We start from the raw sequence: 18604 nt of genomic DNA, 5'->3' as shown, positions 1-18604 counted from the left end.
TGAAGCAATTCAACGAGATTCAAAGACAAAGCAGAGGACTAATGCGCGATATAAGTCATAAACTTTGCGGATTTGCTAGTTCACCTCTGCTTTTCTTTGAATAAAGTTACTTTTTTTATAAATACAAAGTAAAGGTGGATTTGGAATCCGTGCTATCAAACTTACGTTGCATAAAATATTTTTCTTATTTTTAATTAAAACCCGTGACATTGGATTTTTTATGAGATAGAACAATCAAAATATATAATGGTCACGGATTGCAAGTAAATATTAAATAATTCCTTCGTCCAAAAGCTTGTGAATATCAATAATCCCAAAATATTTTCTGCTTTCGGTTACAATCAATTGCCCAATATTTTTATCTTTCAAAATTTGCATTGCTTCTTTTGCCAAAGCATTTTTATCGATACTTTTAGGGTTTTTAGACATAATTTTCTCAGCCGTTATATTTTCTAAAGAATCGTTATTTAAAAGCATTCTTCGCAAATCGCCGTCTGTAATAACTCCCAATATTTTTTCATTCTCTAAAACAACCGTTATACCGTGTTTTGAACTTGAAATTGAAATAATTATTTCTCTAATTTTTGCATTTTCAGAAACTGAAGGTTTATTTGAGGAAAGAAATTGTTCCACTTTTGCAGTGAGATTTTTACCCAAACTTCCACCGGGATGAAATTTTGCAAAATCTTGTTCTTTAAAATTTTTCATTTCCATTAAACAAACCGCAAGTGCGTCGCCAAGAGCCATTTGAACTGTTGTAGAACTTGTGGGCGCTAATTTTATGGGACAAGCTTCATTTTCTACAAAAGTATTTAAAACCACATCAGAATATTCTGCCAATTTCGATTCAAGATTTCCTGTCATTCCAATTAAAGCAGAACTGTATTGTTTTAAATAGGGAAGAACATTTACGATTTCAGAAGAATTTCCAGAATTTGAAATGCATAAAACCACATCATTTTTTTGAATAATACCTAAATCACCATGAAAAGCTTCAGAAGCGTGCAAAAATTGAGAAGGCGTTCCTGTAGAATTTAGAGTGGCCACAATTTTGTTTGCGACGTGTGCAGATTTACCGATTCCGACTATTACTAATTTCCCAGTAGCATCATTTATTAAATGTAAAGCTTTTAAAAACTCGGCATCAATGCGAGATTTTAAAAGATTTAATTCTTTAATCTCTATTTCGATAGATTTTTTTGCTAAATTTAGGAGTTCTATATTTTTCAATTTAAAGGTAAAGTTTAATTAAAAGTAAAAGTTTAAAAAATTGAATTTCATATTTTTTTTTATAACTTTGATAATATGTGCAAATTTAGCAAACAAAATTAGATGAAAACAAAAAACACCAATTTATCCCACGAACTTAAAAAATATTTTGGTTTCTCTAAATTCAAAGGACAACAGGAAGAAATTATCGAAACTTTATTATCAGGGAAGGATGTATTTGTTTTAATGCCGACTGGTGGTGGAAAATCCCTTTGTTATCAACTTCCAGCTTTAATTTCTGAGGGAACTGCAATTGTAGTTTCGCCGTTAATTGCTTTAATGAAAAACCAAGTAGATGCCGTCAATGGACTTTCTGAAGATGAAGGAATTGCGCATGTTTTAAATTCCTCACTCAATAAAGCGCAGACAAAACAAGTAATGGATGACATAAAAGCAGGAAAAACCAAACTACTTTATGTTGCACCAGAAAGTTTAATAAAAGAAGAATATCAAGATTTTTTAAAAACCGTAAAAATTTCTTTTGTTGCCATTGATGAAGCGCATTGTATTTCAGAATGGGGGCATGATTTTCGGCCAGAATACAGAAATATAAAAACAATTGTAGATAAAATTGCAGATTTGCCCGTCATAGCTTTAACGGCAACTGCAACACCGAAAGTTCAAGATGACATCCAGAAAACTTTGGGAATGACAAATGCGACGGTTTTTAAAGAAAGTTTTAACCGCCCGAATTTGTATTATGAAGTTCGTCCAAAAGTAAATATTGACAGAGAAATTGTAAAATTTGTTAGCAAATACAAAGGGAAATCTGGAATTATTTATTGTTTAAGCCGTAGAAAAGTAGAAGAATTTTCACAACTTTTACAAGTTAATGGAATCAATGCTTTGCCGTATCATGCTGGTTTAGACCAAAAGACAAGAGTGGCAAATCAAGATAAATTTTTGATGGAAGAAGCAGACGTAATTGTTGCAACCATCGCATTTGGAATGGGAATTGACAAGCCAGATGTGAGATTTGTAATTCATTACGACATTCCAAAATCTTTAGAAAGTTATTACCAAGAAACTGGACGAGCTGGAAGAGACGGTGGCGAAGGTTATTGTTTAGCATTTTACGATCCAAAAGATATTGAAAAACTAGAAAAATTTTTAGCGCAAAAACCAGTTGCAGAAAGAGAAATTGGATTACAACTTTTAAATGAAGTAACTGGTTACACAGAAACTTCAATGAATCGCCGTCAATATTTATTAAATTATTTCGGTGAACAATTTGATCCCGAGAAAGGTGAAGGTGCAAAAATGTGCGATAATTCTACACATCCTGTTGCTTTAAAAGATGCAACTAAAGATTTAACTAAAGTTTTACAACTTATCAAAGAATTAGAAGAAAAATTTCGAACTAAAGATTTAATCGCAGTTTTAATGGGGAAAGAAAGTCCCACCACAAAATCATATAAACTAGAAACCAATAAACATTTTGGCTCTGGTAAAAAAGAATCTGAAAATTACTGGAAAACTATTATAAGACAAGCCACAGTTCAAAATTTTCTTCAGAAGGATATTGAAACTTATGGCGTTTTGAAATTAACAGAAAATGGTTTAGAAACTTTAGCGGGGAAAAATAAAAATCCGTTTCTTATTTCTGAAGACAGACAATATGATTTGGCGCAAACAAAAGCAGATTCTGATCAAGTAGAAGTCCAAAGCAGTGGAGGTTTAGATGAAAATTTATTTTTGCAACTGAAAGATTTGCGAAAAAAAGTAGCAAACAAATTTGGCATTCCACCATACACAGTTTTTATGGATCCAAGCTTGGAGGATATGACAGTTCAATATCCCATAAGTATTGAAGAGATAAGTAAAATTTATGGAGTGGGTGAAGGAAAAGCAAAAAAATACGGAAAAGATTTCGCTGATTTTATCAAAAAATATGTAGAAGAAAATGATATTGAGCGAACTCAAGATATGGTTTTGAAACAAGTTGCAAATAAATCCAGTCACAAAGTTTTTATCATTCAAAATACAGACAAAAAAATAGATTTAGAAGACATTGCAAAAGCGAAAAATCTTTCGATGGACGAACTTCTTAAAGAAATGGAACGAATTGTTTACCAAGGAACTAAACTCAATATTGATTATTATATCGATGAAAATTTTGATGAAGATTTAGTAGAAGAATTTATGAATTTTATGAAAGAATCTGAAAGTGATTCTATGAAAATTTTGTTAGGAGAATTTGGTGATGATTTGAGCGATGAGGAAGTGAGAATGCTCAGAATTAAATTTATTTCAGACGTGGCAAATTAAAATTTAATGATGGAAAACCCAATATTAGAAGCAAAAACCGATTTAATTAAATGGATCTCAAATCTAGATGATTTGGAAGTTTTATCGGAATTAATAAATTTTAAAGAAAAAAATAAATTTGCGGATTGTTTTGAAGAATCTCGCGCAGAATATATTTTACAAGATGAAGATTTTGATGAAAGATTTGCGAAAGGAATTCCTCACGATGAAATGAGAAAAAGAACAAGCACTTTTATAAGTAGTTTACCTTGGAAAAAATAATTGTTTATTCAGATTCTTTTGAATATTACATTCACGATTTAGTTTTTATACTTTACAATGAAGATTATTTTGGATTTGAGGATTCAGCCATAGAATATGGGGAGAAAATTTATCAATATATTTTTGAAAACATAGATAAACCAACACAAGAATTTCACCAGAAAAATATCAAAAGTTCGGTAAAAAATATTTAAAGTTTACCGCGAACAAAAGAACAACTTGGTATATTTTCTTCAATCAAAAAGATAACAAATTCCTTGTAAATTATATCTTAAATAACCATTCTCACGATTTTCCCGAATTGTTATAAATTTGGAAACATATAATTTTTATTGATGAAAATTCCTATTTTAAAAACAAAAACCGATTTAATAAAGTGGATTTCAAATCTTGAAGATTTGAAAGTTTTATCAGAACTAATTGAATTAAAAGAAAAAAACATTAGTGTAAATTTTGTTGCAGAAGCTAAAGCGAATAGTAAAGATAATTTTGATCAACAGTTTGCTGCAGCCATGACTTCTGAAGAATTATTTGAAAATATAACCGCACATCTTGAAAACCTTCCTGAAAATGACTAATTTAAAAATATGTTGTGGAATTTATCGGAGTTTTAGTTTTACGATAATTTCTTTGTAAAAGGATGAAAAAAATCTCTATCATTTTCATTCTTCCGGATCTCGAAACTGGCGGTGCAGAAAGGATTGTAACCACAATTGCCAATCATCTCGACCGTGAAAAATTTACTCCGAAAATTCTTCTTTTAAGAAAAGAAGGCGGTTATCTGGATTTTTTAAAAGAGGATGTAGAAATTATCGACATCAAAACGCCCAGAATTCGCAATTCTTTAATTCCTATTTTAAAAGAAATTCGACAAAGAAAACCCGATATTGTATTTAGTGGTTTCGGCGAAGTGAATGCTTATTTGGCTTTAGTCATTAAACTCTTTCCAAAAATTAAATTTATTGCGCGGGAAACCAATGTCGTTTCTCTACACGTTACGAAAAAAAAAATCCGATTTTTCTATCAATTTTACAATAATTATCATAAAATCATTTGTCAGAGTGACGATATGCAAAATGATTTGATTGAGAGTTTCAAAATTAAAAAAGAGAAAATTATTAAAATCAATAATCCTGTTGACTTTGATTTTATTAATGAAAAATTAGAAAACGCTGAAAAGCCAAATTCTTTTTCGGATGATTTTAAAAATGTTGTTGCCATCGGAAATCTTTCTTTCAGAAAAGGATTTGATAATTTGCTAAAAGTTTTCAGCCATTTAAAAAATGAAAAAATTAAACTTCATATTTTGGGAGATGGAAGAGATAAAGCGGTTTTACATCAATTAAAATTAGATTTAAACTTAGAAAATGTCATCTTTCACGGACAACAAAAAAATCCCTATCAATTTTTAAAATTTGCAGATTTATTTGTGCTTTCTTCCCGTTATGAAGGTTTTCCGAATGTTTTATTAGAAGCAGGAGCTTGTGGGACTTATTCATTAGCAAACAATTGTCCCGGTGGAATTTCAGAAATTATTCAAGAAAAGATTAATGGAGAAATTTCTGATATTGAAAATCACGAAAAATTTGCGAAAAAATTGAAATCGATTTTAAAGGAAAATCCTGAGAAAGGACAGATTCGAAATTCTATAAAATTGAGGTTTTCGAAGGAGATTATTTTAGAGAAGTACGAAAGTTTATTATTAAATTTATCTAAATAATTTTTAAAAGATGAATAAATATTTAATATTTCTTGTTGCGTTTATTTGCTTTAAAACTGTATTTGCTCAGTCTCCACAGATTATAGCAAAACAATTTCTTGCGGAAACAGAAAATGGAATTAATTTAGAAAAAACAGCAGCATTTTATAAACAATATAAATTAAATAAAAAAGGAAAAGGTGGAACTCTGGGTGATTTCGCCAGAGAATTTGTTGCAATTTATCAAAGCTTAGAAAGAATTAATCCTGCTGCAGCAGTAAGTTTTGCAAATTGCATGAGTAATGAATCAGAGACTAATCAGTACATTATTATGAAAACTTTTACGGAAAAGGAACGAAATTATCTTAAGGGAAAATCTGAATTTATAGCGTCTCAAAAATTTACAGTAAAACCAGAAATGAGCTGGACAATATATAAGTTTTACAATTCACATTGGAGAGCGCGTGTTCCTAAAAATACGAAAGCAATAAGCGGAAGCAAGAAGATGTACATGCCAAAAGTGAGCGTAAATAATAAAGTAATGCCACAACTCGACGAATATGTAGATTATATAAAAGCAACAGATATACAAAGTGGGAATGTTTTCTGTGTTGCAAAAACTTACATTGATGATGCAAAAACGGCAAAATCTATGCATATAAGTGGGGGTAATTTTCTCTATGGAATTTCTTTGGCTGTAAATTCATTATATCCAAACAACTATTTCAGCAGTGCGGTTAATAATTCCAATTTAATTTATAAAATCGAAGCCAATATTGAAAATAATGTATATGGAATGGGTTCATTAATGGTATTGAAGGACGACTCTGGTAATAGTATCGTAGCAAATCTTTTCCATCATTATGGTAGCAATGAGTTATTGGTTCATTTTATTAAGTTTAATAAAAAAGTTTCCAAACGTTCAGATGTAAGTGATCAGGAGTGGCAATTTTTGCATCAGTACGAGTATAGCCAAACTAAATAGTTTTTTACTTTCACAGAGAGTTTCATTAGTTTTAAAATTTGCTTTTCGATTCTGAGAGAAAGTTAGCTTTTGCTAAATACTTTTGTCAATAAAAATTTCAAATTTCTGGTATGTTGCAGAAGAAAAATCAGAGTATTCTATAAGACTTGAAGGAAAAAATTTCCTTAAATTTGCACCACATTCAATTTAAAATAAAAAAGAATAAAATGAGTCAATTTGATGTTACCGTAATCGGTTCCGGTCCTGGAGGTTATGTTGCTGCAATTAGATGTGCACAATTGGGTTTCAAAACTGCAATTATTGAGAAATATCCTACGATGGGCGGAACTTGCCTGAATGTGGGTTGTATCCCAAGTAAAGCACTTTTGGATTCTTCGGAACATTTTCATAATGCAAAACATAATTTTGCAGACCACGGAATTATCATCAATGATCCTGTTGCAGATCTGGGCAGAATGATTGCCAGAAAAAATGAAGTGGTCGATCAAACTACAAAAGGGATTCAGTTTTTGATGGATAAAAATAAAATTACCGTTTTCGAAGGCGTTGGAAGTTTTGAATCTTCTACTCAAGTGAAAGTAACAAAAACCGACGGTTCTACAGAATCATTGGATTCTAAATACATCATCATCGCAACGGGATCTAAACCAAGTAATTTGCCTTTCATTAATTTAGATAAAGAAAGAATCATCACTTCTACGGAAGCATTAGAATTAAAGGAAATACCGAAACATTTGATCGTAATTGGAGGTGGAGTAATAGGTTTGGAATTAGGTTCAGTTTACAAAAGATTGGGTTCTGAAGTGACCGTTGTAGAATTTATGGATAAAATTATTCCAACAATGGACGGTTCATTATCCAAAGAATTGAATAAAGTTTTAAGAAAACAAGGAATGAAATTCAACCTTTCAACTGGAGTTCAATCTGTAGAAAGAAACGGAGATACAGTGAAAGTTACCGCAAAAGATAAAAAAGGCGAAGAAGTTGTTTTTGAAGGTGATTATGTTTTGGTTTCTGTAGGTAGAAAACCTTACACAGACGGACTTTCCCTTGAAAAAGCAGGTGTAGATTTGGATGAAAGAGGAAGAGTTAAAACCAACGACCATTTGCAAACTAATGTTTCTAATATTTACGCCATCGGCGATGTAGTTGCAGGTTCAATGCTTGCTCACAAGGCATCTGAAGAAGGTGTTTTGGTTGCAGAACAATTGGCTGGACAAAAACCACACATCAATTATAATTTAATTCCAGGCGTAGTTTACACTTGGCCAGAAGTTGCGGCTGTTGGAAAAACGGAAGAGCAATTGAAAGCAGAAGGTGTAGAAATAAAAATCGGTAATTTCCCGATGCGTGCTTTAGGAAGAAGCCGTGCTTCTGGAGATGTAGATGGATTTGTGAAAATAATCGCAGATGCAAAAACGGACGAAATTTTAGGAATGCACATGATTGGAGCAAGAGCCGCAGATTTAATTGCAGAAGCCGTTACTGCGATGGAATTCCGTGCAAGTGCAGAAGATATTTCTAGAATGTCTCACGCACATCCAACTTACGCAGAAGCGGTGAAAGAAGCCGCATTGGATGCGACAGGGAAGATTGCCATTCATTTTTAAAAATAAAAAGTAAAATAATTACGTAATATTAAAGAGAAGTTTCGGCTTCTCTTTTTTTATTTAATTTTTGCCAATTTGTCAGACTTATTTTATTGGTATTTTTTTTGTGAATTCTTGAAAATAGAATTATAAAATAAAATTAAAATGACAAAAGGCAATATCAATGTTTCAGTGGAAAATATTTTCCCGCTAATTAAGAAATTTCTTTACAGTGATCATGAAATTTTCTTACGTGAATTAATTTCAAATGCTACAGATGCAACTTCAAAATTAAAACATTTAAGCAACATCGGTGAAGCAAAATCAGAACTTGGCAATTTAGAAATTGAAGTAAAAGTAGATAAAGAAAATAAAAAACTTCACATTATTGACCGCGGTGTAGGAATGACCGCCGAAGAAGTTGAAAAATACATCAATCAAGTTGCATTTTCTGGCGCAGAAGAATTTTTAGAAAAATATAAAGATTCCGCAAAAGATTCAGGAATTATTGGGCATTTCGGTTTAGGATTTTATTCTGCTTTTATGGTGGCAAAAGAAGTGGAGATTTTAACCAAATCTTATAAAGAAGATTCTGTTGCAGTTCGTTGGGTTTGTGATGGTTCTCCAGAATTTACTTTGGAAGATTATCCAGAAAAAACAACACGCGGAACGGAAATTATTCTACACATTGCGGATGATTCTACAGAGTTTTTAGAAGATTACCGCATCCGCGAATTATTGACGAAATACAATAAATTTATGCCAGTTCCAATTAAATTTGGAACCAAAAAAGAAACGCTTCCTTTACCAGAAGATGCTGCAGAAGATGCAAAACCAGAAACGGTAGAAGTTGATAATATTATTAATAATCCAAATCCAGCCTGGACAAAAAATCCGTCAGATTTAAATGACGAAGATTATAAAGAATTCTACCACGAACTTTATCCAATGCAATTTGAAGAGCCTTTATTTAATATTCATTTAAATGTAGATTATCCGTTTAATTTAACTGGAATCTTATATTTCCCAAAATTGGCAAATAATTTAAATATTGAAAAAGATAAAATTCAGTTGTACCAAAATCAGGTTTTTGTAACCGATGAAGTGAAAGGAATTGTGCCAGATTTTTTGATGCTTTTGCGCGGTGTGATTGATTCTCCGGATATTCCATTGAATGTTTCCCGCTCGTATTTACAAGCAGATGGCGCAGTGAAAAAAATCTCCAGTTACATTACTAAAAAAGTGGGCGATAAAATGGTTTCATTAATCAATGAAGATCGAAAATCCTACGAAGAAAAATGGAACGACATTAAAATTGTGATTGAATACGGAATGATTTCTGAAGAGAAATTCTACGAAAAATCTGATAAATTTGCGCTTTACCCAACCGTTGATGGAAATTATTTTCTTTGGGATGAATTAATTGAAAAAATTAAAGAAAACCAAACCGATAAAAATAAAAAAACCATTTTACTTTACGCTACAAATGCAGATGCACAAGATTCTTACATTCAAAAAGCGAAAGAAAAAGGCTATGAAGTTTTACTTTTAGATTCGCCAATTGCGCCGCATTTAATTCAGAAATTAGAAACTTCTAAAGAAAATATTTCTTTCGCAAGAGTAGATGCAGATCATCTTAATAAATTAATTGAAAAAGATGAACCGATTATTTCAAAATTAAAAGACGAAGAAAAAGAATCATTGAAAAAAGTGGTTGAAGAAAATCTTAATAATAATTCTTACACCGTTCAAGTTGAAGATTTAGACAGTTCTGATGCGCCATTTTTAATTACTCAACCAGAATTTTTGCGTCGTATGAAAGATATGCAAGCAACTGGCGGCGGCGGAATGTTTGGAATGGGAAATATGCCCGAAATGTATAATTTGGTCATCAATTCTAATAGTAAGTTAGCGGAGAAAATTTTGAAAACTGAAGATTCAGAATCAAAAAAAATGTTGATTAATCAAGCTTTTAATTTGGCTAAATTATCTCAAAACCTTTTAAAAGGAAAAGATTTGACAAATTTTATAGAAAATTCTTATGCGAATCTTTCTTAAGTTTAGTTCCAAAAATTAATGAAAAAGCTGTTTCAATTTTGAAACAGCTTTTTTATTTATATAAAGAATTTTTTCTTAATTCTTAATCACTTTAGTAACAGATTTCCCCACTTTAAATAAGTAAACACCTTTTGGTAAATTGCTGGTATTAATTGCGTTTGTAGAATTATTATTTAAAGATTTTCTAAGAACCATTTTTCCGTTCATATCATAAACTTCCAATTGAGAATTTTCAGAATTTTTTAATTCTAAAACGGCTTCATTGTGAATTGGATTGGGATAAAGAACGATATTATTTTTAATATTATTTTCTGATGTGTTTAAAGTGGAACCATCAGTTATTGGATTAAAATTTTTCCAAACATTCGCAGATTGATAAGCAGTAATGCTCGCTGAAGGAACTGTTAAACTACAATTGCTTTGAACTATATTTTGAAAAACATTGGCATTTATTATTAAAGGTGTTACAATATCGCTTTTTACAGAAGTTAAACTAGTACAATTTTGAAAAGCTCGCTCGCCTATAGAAGTGACCAAGTTTGGAATCGTAATCGAAGTTAAACCAGAACAACCTGCAAACGCATAAGTTCCAATATAAGTTACAGAATTAGGAACTGTTACAGAAGTTAAATTAGTGCATTTTTGAAAAACACGATCACTAATTGCTGTAACAGAATTAGGTATTGTGAAAGAAGTTAAACCAGTACAATATCCAAACGCATATTCTCCAATAGAGGTAACTGAAGTAGGAATGTTGATTGAAGTTAAAGATGTACAATTATAAAAAGCATAACTACCAATTGCGGTTACATTATATGTAATTCCATTATCTGTAACGGTTTCAGGCAAAGTTAAAGCTCCTACAACGCAATTGTATTCTGCAACTTTTACCTCTGTTCCGGATATTATTTCATAATTTATACCATCCACATTAAAAGTGGATGTTATGCGAAAATTTTTCCAAACATCTGAAGTTTGGTAATCTGCAACATTTGCAGAGGGAACTCTTAGAGTACAAAGTGATTGATTTAAGTTTCCAAAAACATTAGCATTAATTGATAAAGGTGACATAATATCACATTTCAAAAATATTAAGCTCTTACAATAAATAAAAGCTTGATTACCTATAACAGTTACAGAGCTAGGTATTGTAACGGATTGCAAACCGGTGCAAGTAGCAAATGCATTATAATTAATAGAAGTTACCGAATTAGGAATAGTAATAGAGGATAATTTTTTACAAGCTATAAAAGTTGCATCTTGAATAGTAGTTAGAGAATTAGATAGTTTTACCGAAGTTAAACTAATACAATTTGAAAAAGCAGATGCCCCCAAAAAGGTAACCGAATCTGGAATAATAATAGAAGTTAATGCTGTACACCACTCAAAAGCCTGTATCCCAATGGAAGTTAGTGTATTTGGAAGTGTAACTGAATTTAAATTAGAACAGTAAGAAAAAGAAACATTATCAATTGATGTAACAGAGTTAGGAATTACAATAGATGTTAAATTATCACAATCATAAAAAGCATTGTGTCCAATAGAAGTGACACTATAGTTTACAACTCCATTAGAAACGCTCGAAGGAAGAATTAAATCACCACTATAACAGTTATTTACACCTACTTCCACCGTTGTTGGTGAAGTTATATTATAAGTTATTCCACCATCTACAAAAGTTTGTGCAGAAGCAAAAACCATTGTAATAAAACACAACAAGAGAACAGAAATTTTTTTAAACATATTTTTATTTTATTTATTATTAATTTTCAAATTTAAAAAAAAAATTCAAAATATTAGTATCTTTTTTGTCTTTTTTTAAATAAAGCTAAAGCTAACTTTATTTTTTTTGGTTACAAATAATTAAAATATAAAGTCAAATATTTGAAATTTAATATTTTGCGAAATTTAGAACTATAATTTTTAAACTTTTGAATTAATAAAAAAAAGCCGTTCCAAAAAATGAAACGGCTTTTAGAATATTTAAAAAGAATTTTTTCTAACTCTTAATCACTTTTGTAACAGATTTTCCCACTTTAAAAAGATAAACACCTTTTGGTAAATTACTGGTGTTGATTGGGTTTTTAGAATTATTATTTAAAGATTTTCTAAGAACCATTTTTCCGTTAATATCATAAACTTCTAAATTAGAATTTTCAGAATTTTTTAATTCTAAAACCGCTTCGCTGTGAACTGGATTTGGATAAAGAACAACATTATTTTTAATTTTAGATTCTGTTGTGCTTAGAGTTGCGTCGCCAATTATTGAGTTAAAACTTTTCCAAACATCCGCAGTTTTATAAGCCGTTACGCTGGATGAAGGCACGGTTAAACTGCAAGAACCCTTATTTACAAAAGCGAAGACATTTGTATTAATTGTTAATGGCGTTAGAATTTCGCAAACGATAGAATTTAAAACAAAACAACCAGCAAAAGCATACATTCCAATAGAAGTTACAGAATTTGGAATTGTAACTGAAGTTAAACCGGAACAACTTTGAAAAGCAGTATCACCAATTAAAGTCACAGAATAAGTGGTTCCTCCATTTGAAACATTTGCCGGAATTGAAACCGTCGTACCGCCGTAACTCTGATTATTCCCAACTTCCACAGTTGTTGGCGAAGTTACATTATAATTTATACCATCAACTGCAAAAGTTTCTGCAGAAGCAAAAACTATTACAGACAAACAAAACAAGAGAACAGATAATTTTTTAAACATAATTATTAATTTTATTTTTTTCAAATTTAAATAAAAACCCATTTATTTAAGAGTTTTAAACATTATTTTTTATCTCGATTTTAATAAACTAAATTTGCATCTATTTCAGAAATTCAATTTTTATCTATCATGAAACTCGGCAAAACCCAATTTTTAAAAATATCAGAACAAAATTATTCCGGTTTATTCTTGGAAGATGAAGACGGCGAACGCGCATTTTTATCTAAAGTTTTTGCCCCAGAAAATCCCGTAATGGGCGATGAAATGGAAGTTTTTGTCTTTCAAGATGATGATAAACTGAAAGCGACTACAGAAAAACCTATCGCCGAAGTAGGAGAGTTTGCAGTTTTAACCTGCGTAGAATCTTTACCGAGCGGCGCTTTTATGGATTGGGGAATTATCAAAGATCTTTTTATTCCTTACAAACAACAAAAATCTAAAATTCTGGAAGGTAAAAGATATTTAGTACAAATTTATGTAGATGAATTTACTAATTTAATCACAGGAACTACGAAGTTTAAAAGAAATCCACAATATGAAAATGTGCCTTTTCAAAAAGGAGACAAAGTGAATTTAATTTTAATGAACGAATCAGAACTCGGTTGGAATGTCGTGATCAACAAAGAATTTATTGGTTTAATTTACGCTTCCGATGTTTACAAAAAACTCTATCCTTTGTCGGAAGAAATTGGTTATATAAAATCAGTTCGCGAAGATGGAAAAATTGATGTTTCTCTGCAACCAGAAGGTTATGAGAATAACGATGAATTTCAAAAAATAATTCTCGACGCATTACAAGCCAATCATGGATTGCTTTATTTATCGGATAAATCTTCGCCGGAAGACATCAAACAAGAACTTCAAATGAGCAAGAAAAATTTCAAAAAAGCCATCGGCGGACTTTACAAATGGAATAAAATTGAGATTTTAGACGATAGAATTAAATTGTATGAAGAAGGAGAGTAAAGTGTTTTTAAATTAAAAGAAAGATTAGTTCTCTCTTTGCTTCATTTACAATGACAGGAAAATATCTTAACTTTTGCCATTCTTTAAAACGCTTTTTGTCATTCTGACGAAGGAAGAATCTCTTATAATGGAATAATTCTTCATTCTCTTTGCTTAAATTCAGAATGACAAAACATAAATTTATTCTTTTCTCACTAACAACACCCAATCATCCTCGAGAAATTTATAACCTTGGTTGTAAACGAAACGATATTCTGCACCGTTTTTATATGTAATTAATTCCGTCAAAAAATTAAAATCAAAACCTTTAGAAGTTAGTTTTGTCTTCGTTGTTTTGGTTTTTCCGTCTTTATTAATTGAACTCAAAATCCTGAAATTTTTGCGCAATTTATTATTCACGTTGCGCATCAAATTGGTAGAATCGCTGTTTTGTTTATTGTTAAAACTATTTCTACAGGCGTCATCACAGAATTTTTTATCGGCTCTGCCTACTATTTTTTCACCACATTCTAAACATTCCATAATTTTAGATTTTTAGTCATTGAAAGGAACGAAGCAATCTGTTCCAACAAAATATATTTAATAATCTAACTTTCATACATCATAATTCATACTTCTTTTATTGCTCAATATTTATCGCTTCAAATCCTATTAATTCTTCTTCTTCAAAAAAAACGTGCAATTCAATTGGATTGCAACAAACTTCGCAATCTTCAATATAAGTTTGCTCAGAAACCGAAGAATCGAGTAGAGCAGAAATAGTTTCCCAACAATACGGACAAGTGTAAAAATGCTCAAACATTAGTTATTTTTTAAAAATTAAAATCGTCATTTAAAGGAACTAATTTACACATTATTCGTTTACAAATGACTACAAACGAAAATAAATAGATATCTACCGAATAAATTTTCAAAGTCGTTGAATCTTTGCAACAGAGATTTGAGACACAAACTAACGACTCACTTCTAATATTAATTTTTTAAAACTTAAATGTTATGTCATTAAGAAACAAAGTTACCTTAATTGGTCACACAGGAAAAGAAGTAGAAATCATCAACTTCGAAAAAGGAAAATTAGCAAAAGTTACTTTGGCTACAAACGATTACTACACAAACGCCGCAGGCGAAAAAGTAGAAGAAACGCAATGGCACAATTTGGTTGCCGGTGGTAAATTAACAGACATTTTAGAAAAATATGTTACTAAAGGAAAAGAAATTGCCGTAGAAGGAAAAATTATGTACAAAACTTATGACGACAAAGATGGAGTGAAACGCTACTCAACCGAAATAAGAGTTGAAGAATTGGTGCTTCTAGGAGCAAAATAACTTTTCAAATATTTCTTTGCCAGAGTTTAAAATCTTTGGCAAAGTTTTTTTTAATATTTTTTGAAAAATGTAAAATCTCACATCTAAAGTCTCACATCTAAAATCTATTGTCATGAAAGTTAAAATTTTAAAAGTACGATTATCAGAAGAGCATCTTATTGGAGACCAGAAAATTGTAGATAATTTTTTGGTGAATAATGAAATTTGTAAAGCAACTTCTGCATTTGTAAAAGATGAAAATTACTGGTCTGTTTTTATTTATTATGAGAATTTAAAAGAGAATATTAATTCTAAATATTTGAATCAAACGAAATCAAAATCGAATGTAAATTTTTTAAATGAAGAAAAAACTCAAAAATACGACGCAATTGACGAAGAATTAAACTCCGATGAAATTAAAATTTTAGACAGTTTAAAAATTTGGCGTTCAGAAAAAGCAAAAGATCAAAATTTGCCAGCTTATTTTATAGCAACCAACAAAGAATTGTTTTCTATTGCGAAATTTAAACCCATAAGAAAAGAAGAACTGTTGGAAATAAAAGGTTTTGGAAAACACAAATTAGAAAACTATGGTTCAGAAATTATAGAAATTTTAGAACAAGTTTAGAACACAAATAATGGAGAATTGGTGAGCCGTAATTTTATTGCGGCTTTTTTTTTGCCCAAATTTAACTGCATAAAATTCTTAAATTTTCTTATTTTTAAAAAATGAAATTATCCTTAAGAAAAATTCAAGAAAAAGATAACGCAGAATTAGCAAAAATAATTAGAAGTTGCTTTCAAGATTTTAAAGTTTGCACTGCAGGAACCGTTTTTGAAGATCCAACGACAGACAATTTATTTCAATTATTTACTGAAGAAAAATCTGCATTATTTGTCGCAGAAGAAAACGAAAAATTATACGGTTGTTGTGGTATTTTTCCCACAGAAGGATTGCCAGAAAATTGTGCAGAATTAGTAAAATTTTATTTGGATAAAAATGCACGTGGAAAAGGAATAGGAAAAGCCTTAATGGAAAAAAGCATTGAGTTTGCTAAAAATATGGGATATTCTTCAATCTATATCGAAAGTTTACCCGAATTTTCTACAGCCGTTTCCATTTATGAAAAACAAGGTTTCAACTATTTGGAAAAACCTTTAGGAAATTCTGGACACAGCGGTTGCAATCTTTGGATGTTGAAAAAACTCTAAAATTTAGTAATAAAGATTAGAGTAAAATTTCCGTAATTTTGCGTTTATAATTTTAATGTTATAGTTCTGAGAACAGACAACCAACAACTTTCAACCGACAACCAAAAACAATGAAGCCCAGTTTAGCAAAAGGAACCAGAGATTTTACCGCCGAAGAAGTCATAAAACGAAAATATATTATTTCTGTTTTAGAAAAAAACTTCCGACTTTTTGGCTTTCAACCTTTGGAAACGCCTAGTTTTGAAAATCTTTCCACATTGACTGGGAAATACGGCGAAGAAGGAGACAGATTAATTTTTAAAATTTTAAATTCTGGAGATTATGCATCAAAAACAAATTCAGATGATTGGACTTCAAAAAATTCTCAAAAATTAACATCTCAAATTTCTGAAAAAGCTTTACGTTACGATTTGACTGTTCCTTTCGCACGTTTCGTAGCGATGAATCACGGACAATTAACTTTCCCTTTTAAACGCTATCAAATTCAACCAGTTTGGCGCGCAGATCGCCCACAAAAAGGACGTTTCAGAGAATTTTATCAATGCGACGCCGATGTTGTAGGAAGTGAAAGTTTGTTGCAAGAAGTGGAATTAGTTCAATTATATTTAAAATCTTTTTTAGATTTAAAAATTCCTGTAAAACTAAATATAAATAATCGTAAAATCTTAAGTGGTTTAGCGGAATATGCAGGAATTCCAGATCAATTGATAGACTTTACAGTCGCTTTAGATAAATTGGATAAAATCGGAAGAGACGACGTTGTTAAAGAATTGGAATCGAAAAATATAAGTTCAGATTCTATTAAGAAATTAGAGTTTTTATTTAAACCACAAACCGATCAACTTCAATTATTATTTAATTTAAAAGAAAAATTTGCAACAATTCCAATTGGTTTAGAAGGTGTAGAAGAACTCGAATTTGTTTTAACCCATTGCATCAATCTTGGAATTTCTCATGAAAATTTAATTTTTAATATTACTTTGGCGAGAGGTTTAGAATATTATACAGGAGCAATTTTCGAGGTAAAAGCAGATTCTGTAGAAATAGGTTCCATTGGGGGCGGTGGAAGATATAATAATCTAACCGAAATTTTTGGAGTCAAAAATATTCCAGGAATTGGGATTTCTTTTGGCTTAGATCGCATTTATTTGGTGATGGAAGAACTTAACTTGTTTCCAGAAAATTCTATAGAAAACACAAAGTATCTTTTTGTGAATTATGGAACTGAAGAAAGTATTCAAGCCTTGAGAATAATTAATAAACTTCATAAGAATAATATTTCTGCAGAACTTTATCCAGAAAACACAAAACTGAAAAAGCAATTTTCTTACGCGGAGAAAAAAGTAATTGAAAATATGGTTTTTTTGGGAGAAGAGGAAATGAAAAATGAAACGATTACTGTAAAAAACCAAAAAACTGGCGAACAAAAAACTTTTGCTCAGGAAGATTTTCTAAATCAAAATAAATAAATCATGTGGTGGATTTACGCCTTATTAGCTGCTTTTTTTGCGGCTTTAACTGCAATTTTTGCAAAAATTGGCGTGGAAAATATCAACTCAAATTTAGCAACTGCAATTAGAACATTTGTGGTTCTAATCATGATTTCCATTATTGTGTATTTTAGAAATAAATATAAAAATATTGGTGAAATCACATCCCGAACTTGGCTTTTTTTAACCATTTCTGGAGTTTGTACGGGTTTGTCTTGGATCTTTTATTTTAAAGCTTTGCAAATGGGTGAAGTTTCAAAAGTGGCAGGAATTGATAAACTCAGTTTAGGTTTAACTATTATTTTTTCAGTTGTTTTTCTCGGTGAAACTATTTCTTGGAAAGCTGCATTGGGCGCTGTTTTAATAATTATCGGAACTATTCTTTTAATTTTTAAATAAAAAAAACTCCCTTCAAATAGAATGGAGTTATAATGAAAACTTAATTTTCATTTATTTTTCAGCAGCAGAATTTTCTATATTTGTTTGAACTTGATCTGCTTTGTCTTTGGCTTGATCCATCACTTCACTTGCTTTAGATTTTAGATCATTTCCCCATTTATTGAGGTTGTCTTTTGCACTGTTAATTTTATCTTTTACCATTTGTTGGTCTTCTTTTGAAGAGTTTTTATATTTCCAAAAAGCCAATGCACCCAATCCTAATAAAGCTAAAAGTCCTTTTCCTTTTCCCATAATTTCTAAATTTTAAATGTTAATAATTTTTTTGTTTGTAGTTTTAAGCATTGAAAAATTTGTGCCAAAGAATTCTCTTTGATGTTAAAA

At 30.5% G+C, this 18604-nt stretch carries 20 protein-coding genes; 14 read left to right on the top strand and 6 right to left on the bottom strand.

Translation table 11 applies throughout. The annotated features are described in order from the left end of the window. Window positions 1–270: 270 nt before the first annotated feature. Window positions 271–1230 carry a KpsF/GutQ family sugar-phosphate isomerase gene (locus ACN0WB_RS09560; protein ID WP_417431175.1) on the bottom strand — a complete coding sequence of 320 codons (960 nt, stop codon included), beginning with the start codon at window positions 1228–1230 and terminating at the stop codon, window positions 271–273. 102 nt (window positions 1231–1332) lie between these two features. Between ACN0WB_RS09560 and recQ the strand changes: the two genes are divergently transcribed. From recQ to htpG, 8 genes are all read left to right on the top strand, one after another. Beyond that, entirely contained in the window at window positions 1333–3537 is a 2205-nt protein-coding gene (gene recQ / locus ACN0WB_RS09555; protein WP_417431173.1) for a DNA helicase RecQ, read from the top strand. A 9-nt stretch (window positions 3538–3546) separates the two neighbouring features. After that, window positions 3547–3798 (top strand): hypothetical protein, encoded by a 252-nt coding sequence (locus ACN0WB_RS09550; protein ID WP_417431171.1) that lies wholly within the window; start codon window positions 3547–3549, stop codon window positions 3796–3798. After that, the gene (locus ACN0WB_RS09545; RefSeq protein WP_417431169.1) at window positions 3786–3992 is read left to right on the top strand and encodes a hypothetical protein; all 207 of its coding nucleotides are present in this window, start codon (window positions 3786–3788) and stop codon (window positions 3990–3992) included. The genes ACN0WB_RS09550 and ACN0WB_RS09545 overlap by 13 nt, the downstream gene beginning before the upstream one ends. A 141-nt stretch (window positions 3993–4133) precedes the next feature. After that, on the top strand, window positions 4134–4376 hold the full coding sequence (locus ACN0WB_RS09540; RefSeq protein ID WP_417431167.1) for a hypothetical protein: 243 nt from the start codon (window positions 4134–4136) through the stop codon (window positions 4374–4376). Between the two features lie 62 nt (window positions 4377–4438). Then, window positions 4439–5518, top strand: coding sequence for a glycosyltransferase (locus tag ACN0WB_RS09535; protein ID WP_417431165.1), 1080 nt, complete (start codon window positions 4439–4441; stop codon window positions 5516–5518). Window positions 5519–5528: 10 nt separating this feature from the next. After that, window positions 5529–6482: a hypothetical protein gene (locus ACN0WB_RS09530; RefSeq protein WP_417431163.1), complete on the top strand. Its 954-nt coding sequence runs from the start codon at window positions 5529–5531 to the stop codon at window positions 6480–6482. A 206-nt stretch (window positions 6483–6688) separates the two neighbouring features. Next, entirely contained in the window at window positions 6689–8092 is a 1404-nt protein-coding gene (gene lpdA / locus ACN0WB_RS09525; protein ID WP_417431161.1) for a dihydrolipoyl dehydrogenase, read from the top strand. Window positions 8093–8236: 144 nt separating this feature from the next. Further along, window positions 8237–10129, top strand: a complete 1893-nt coding sequence (gene htpG / locus ACN0WB_RS09520) for a molecular chaperone HtpG (protein WP_417431159.1) — start codon at window positions 8237–8239, stop codon at window positions 10127–10129. A gap of 75 nt (window positions 10130–10204) precedes the next feature. Here the strand turns inward: htpG and ACN0WB_RS09515 are convergent, their stop codons facing one another. Both ACN0WB_RS09515 and ACN0WB_RS09510 read right to left on the bottom strand, forming a co-directional pair. After that, a complete protein-coding gene (locus ACN0WB_RS09515) occupies window positions 10205–11872 on the bottom strand; it encodes a leucine-rich repeat protein (RefSeq protein ID WP_417431157.1) in 1668 nt (555 codons plus the stop codon). A 256-nt stretch (window positions 11873–12128) separates the two neighbouring features. Further along, a complete protein-coding gene (locus ACN0WB_RS09510) occupies window positions 12129–12851 on the bottom strand; it encodes a T9SS type A sorting domain-containing protein (protein WP_417431155.1) in 723 nt (240 codons plus the stop codon). Window positions 12852–12980: 129 nt separating this feature from the next. On the opposite strand from ACN0WB_RS09510, the gene ACN0WB_RS09505 reads away from it, so the two are divergent. After that, the gene (locus ACN0WB_RS09505) at window positions 12981–13817 is read left to right on the top strand and encodes a S1 RNA-binding domain-containing protein (RefSeq protein ID WP_417431153.1); all 837 of its coding nucleotides are present in this window, start codon (window positions 12981–12983) and stop codon (window positions 13815–13817) included. A gap of 180 nt (window positions 13818–13997) precedes the next feature. Here the strand turns inward: ACN0WB_RS09505 and ACN0WB_RS09500 are convergent, their stop codons facing one another. Both ACN0WB_RS09500 and ACN0WB_RS09495 read right to left on the bottom strand, forming a co-directional pair. After that, the gene (locus ACN0WB_RS09500; protein ID WP_417431185.1) at window positions 13998–14342 is read right to left on the bottom strand and encodes a hypothetical protein; all 345 of its coding nucleotides are present in this window, start codon (window positions 14340–14342) and stop codon (window positions 13998–14000) included. Between the two features lie 94 nt (window positions 14343–14436). After that, entirely contained in the window at window positions 14437–14619 is a 183-nt protein-coding gene (locus ACN0WB_RS09495) for a CPXCG motif-containing cysteine-rich protein (RefSeq protein WP_417431151.1), read from the bottom strand. 194 nt (window positions 14620–14813) lie between these two features. Between ACN0WB_RS09495 and ACN0WB_RS09490 the strand changes: the two genes are divergently transcribed. The 5 genes from ACN0WB_RS09490 (at window position 14814) to ACN0WB_RS09470 (ending at window position 18223) form a co-directional block, all read left to right on the top strand. Further along, window positions 14814–15143 (top strand): single-stranded DNA-binding protein, encoded by a 330-nt coding sequence (locus ACN0WB_RS09490; RefSeq protein WP_417431149.1) that lies wholly within the window; start codon window positions 14814–14816, stop codon window positions 15141–15143. Between the two features lie 112 nt (window positions 15144–15255). Next, window positions 15256–15750, top strand: a complete 495-nt coding sequence (locus ACN0WB_RS09485; RefSeq protein WP_417431147.1) for an HRDC domain-containing protein — start codon at window positions 15256–15258, stop codon at window positions 15748–15750. A gap of 101 nt (window positions 15751–15851) precedes the next feature. Next, window positions 15852–16334, top strand: a complete 483-nt coding sequence (locus ACN0WB_RS09480) for a GNAT family N-acetyltransferase (RefSeq protein ID WP_417431145.1) — start codon at window positions 15852–15854, stop codon at window positions 16332–16334. Window positions 16335–16444: 110 nt separating this feature from the next. Further along, a complete protein-coding gene (hisS, locus tag ACN0WB_RS09475) occupies window positions 16445–17803 on the top strand; it encodes a histidine--tRNA ligase (RefSeq protein WP_417431143.1) in 1359 nt (452 codons plus the stop codon). Window positions 17804–17806: 3 nt separating this feature from the next. Continuing rightward, window positions 17807–18223 (top strand): EamA family transporter, encoded by a 417-nt coding sequence (locus ACN0WB_RS09470; protein WP_417431141.1) that lies wholly within the window; start codon window positions 17807–17809, stop codon window positions 18221–18223. 51 nt (window positions 18224–18274) lie between these two features. On the opposite strand, the gene ACN0WB_RS09465 is transcribed toward ACN0WB_RS09470, so the two are convergent. After that, window positions 18275–18514: a YtxH domain-containing protein gene (locus ACN0WB_RS09465; protein WP_417431139.1), complete on the bottom strand. Its 240-nt coding sequence runs from the start codon at window positions 18512–18514 to the stop codon at window positions 18275–18277. Between the last annotated feature and the right edge of the window lie 90 nt (window positions 18515–18604).

Source organism: Halpernia sp. (genome assembly GCF_048269545.1).
Lineage (GTDB): Bacteria > Bacteroidota > Bacteroidia > Flavobacteriales > Weeksellaceae > Halpernia.
This window is presented reverse-complemented; position numbering and strand designations above follow the sequence as displayed.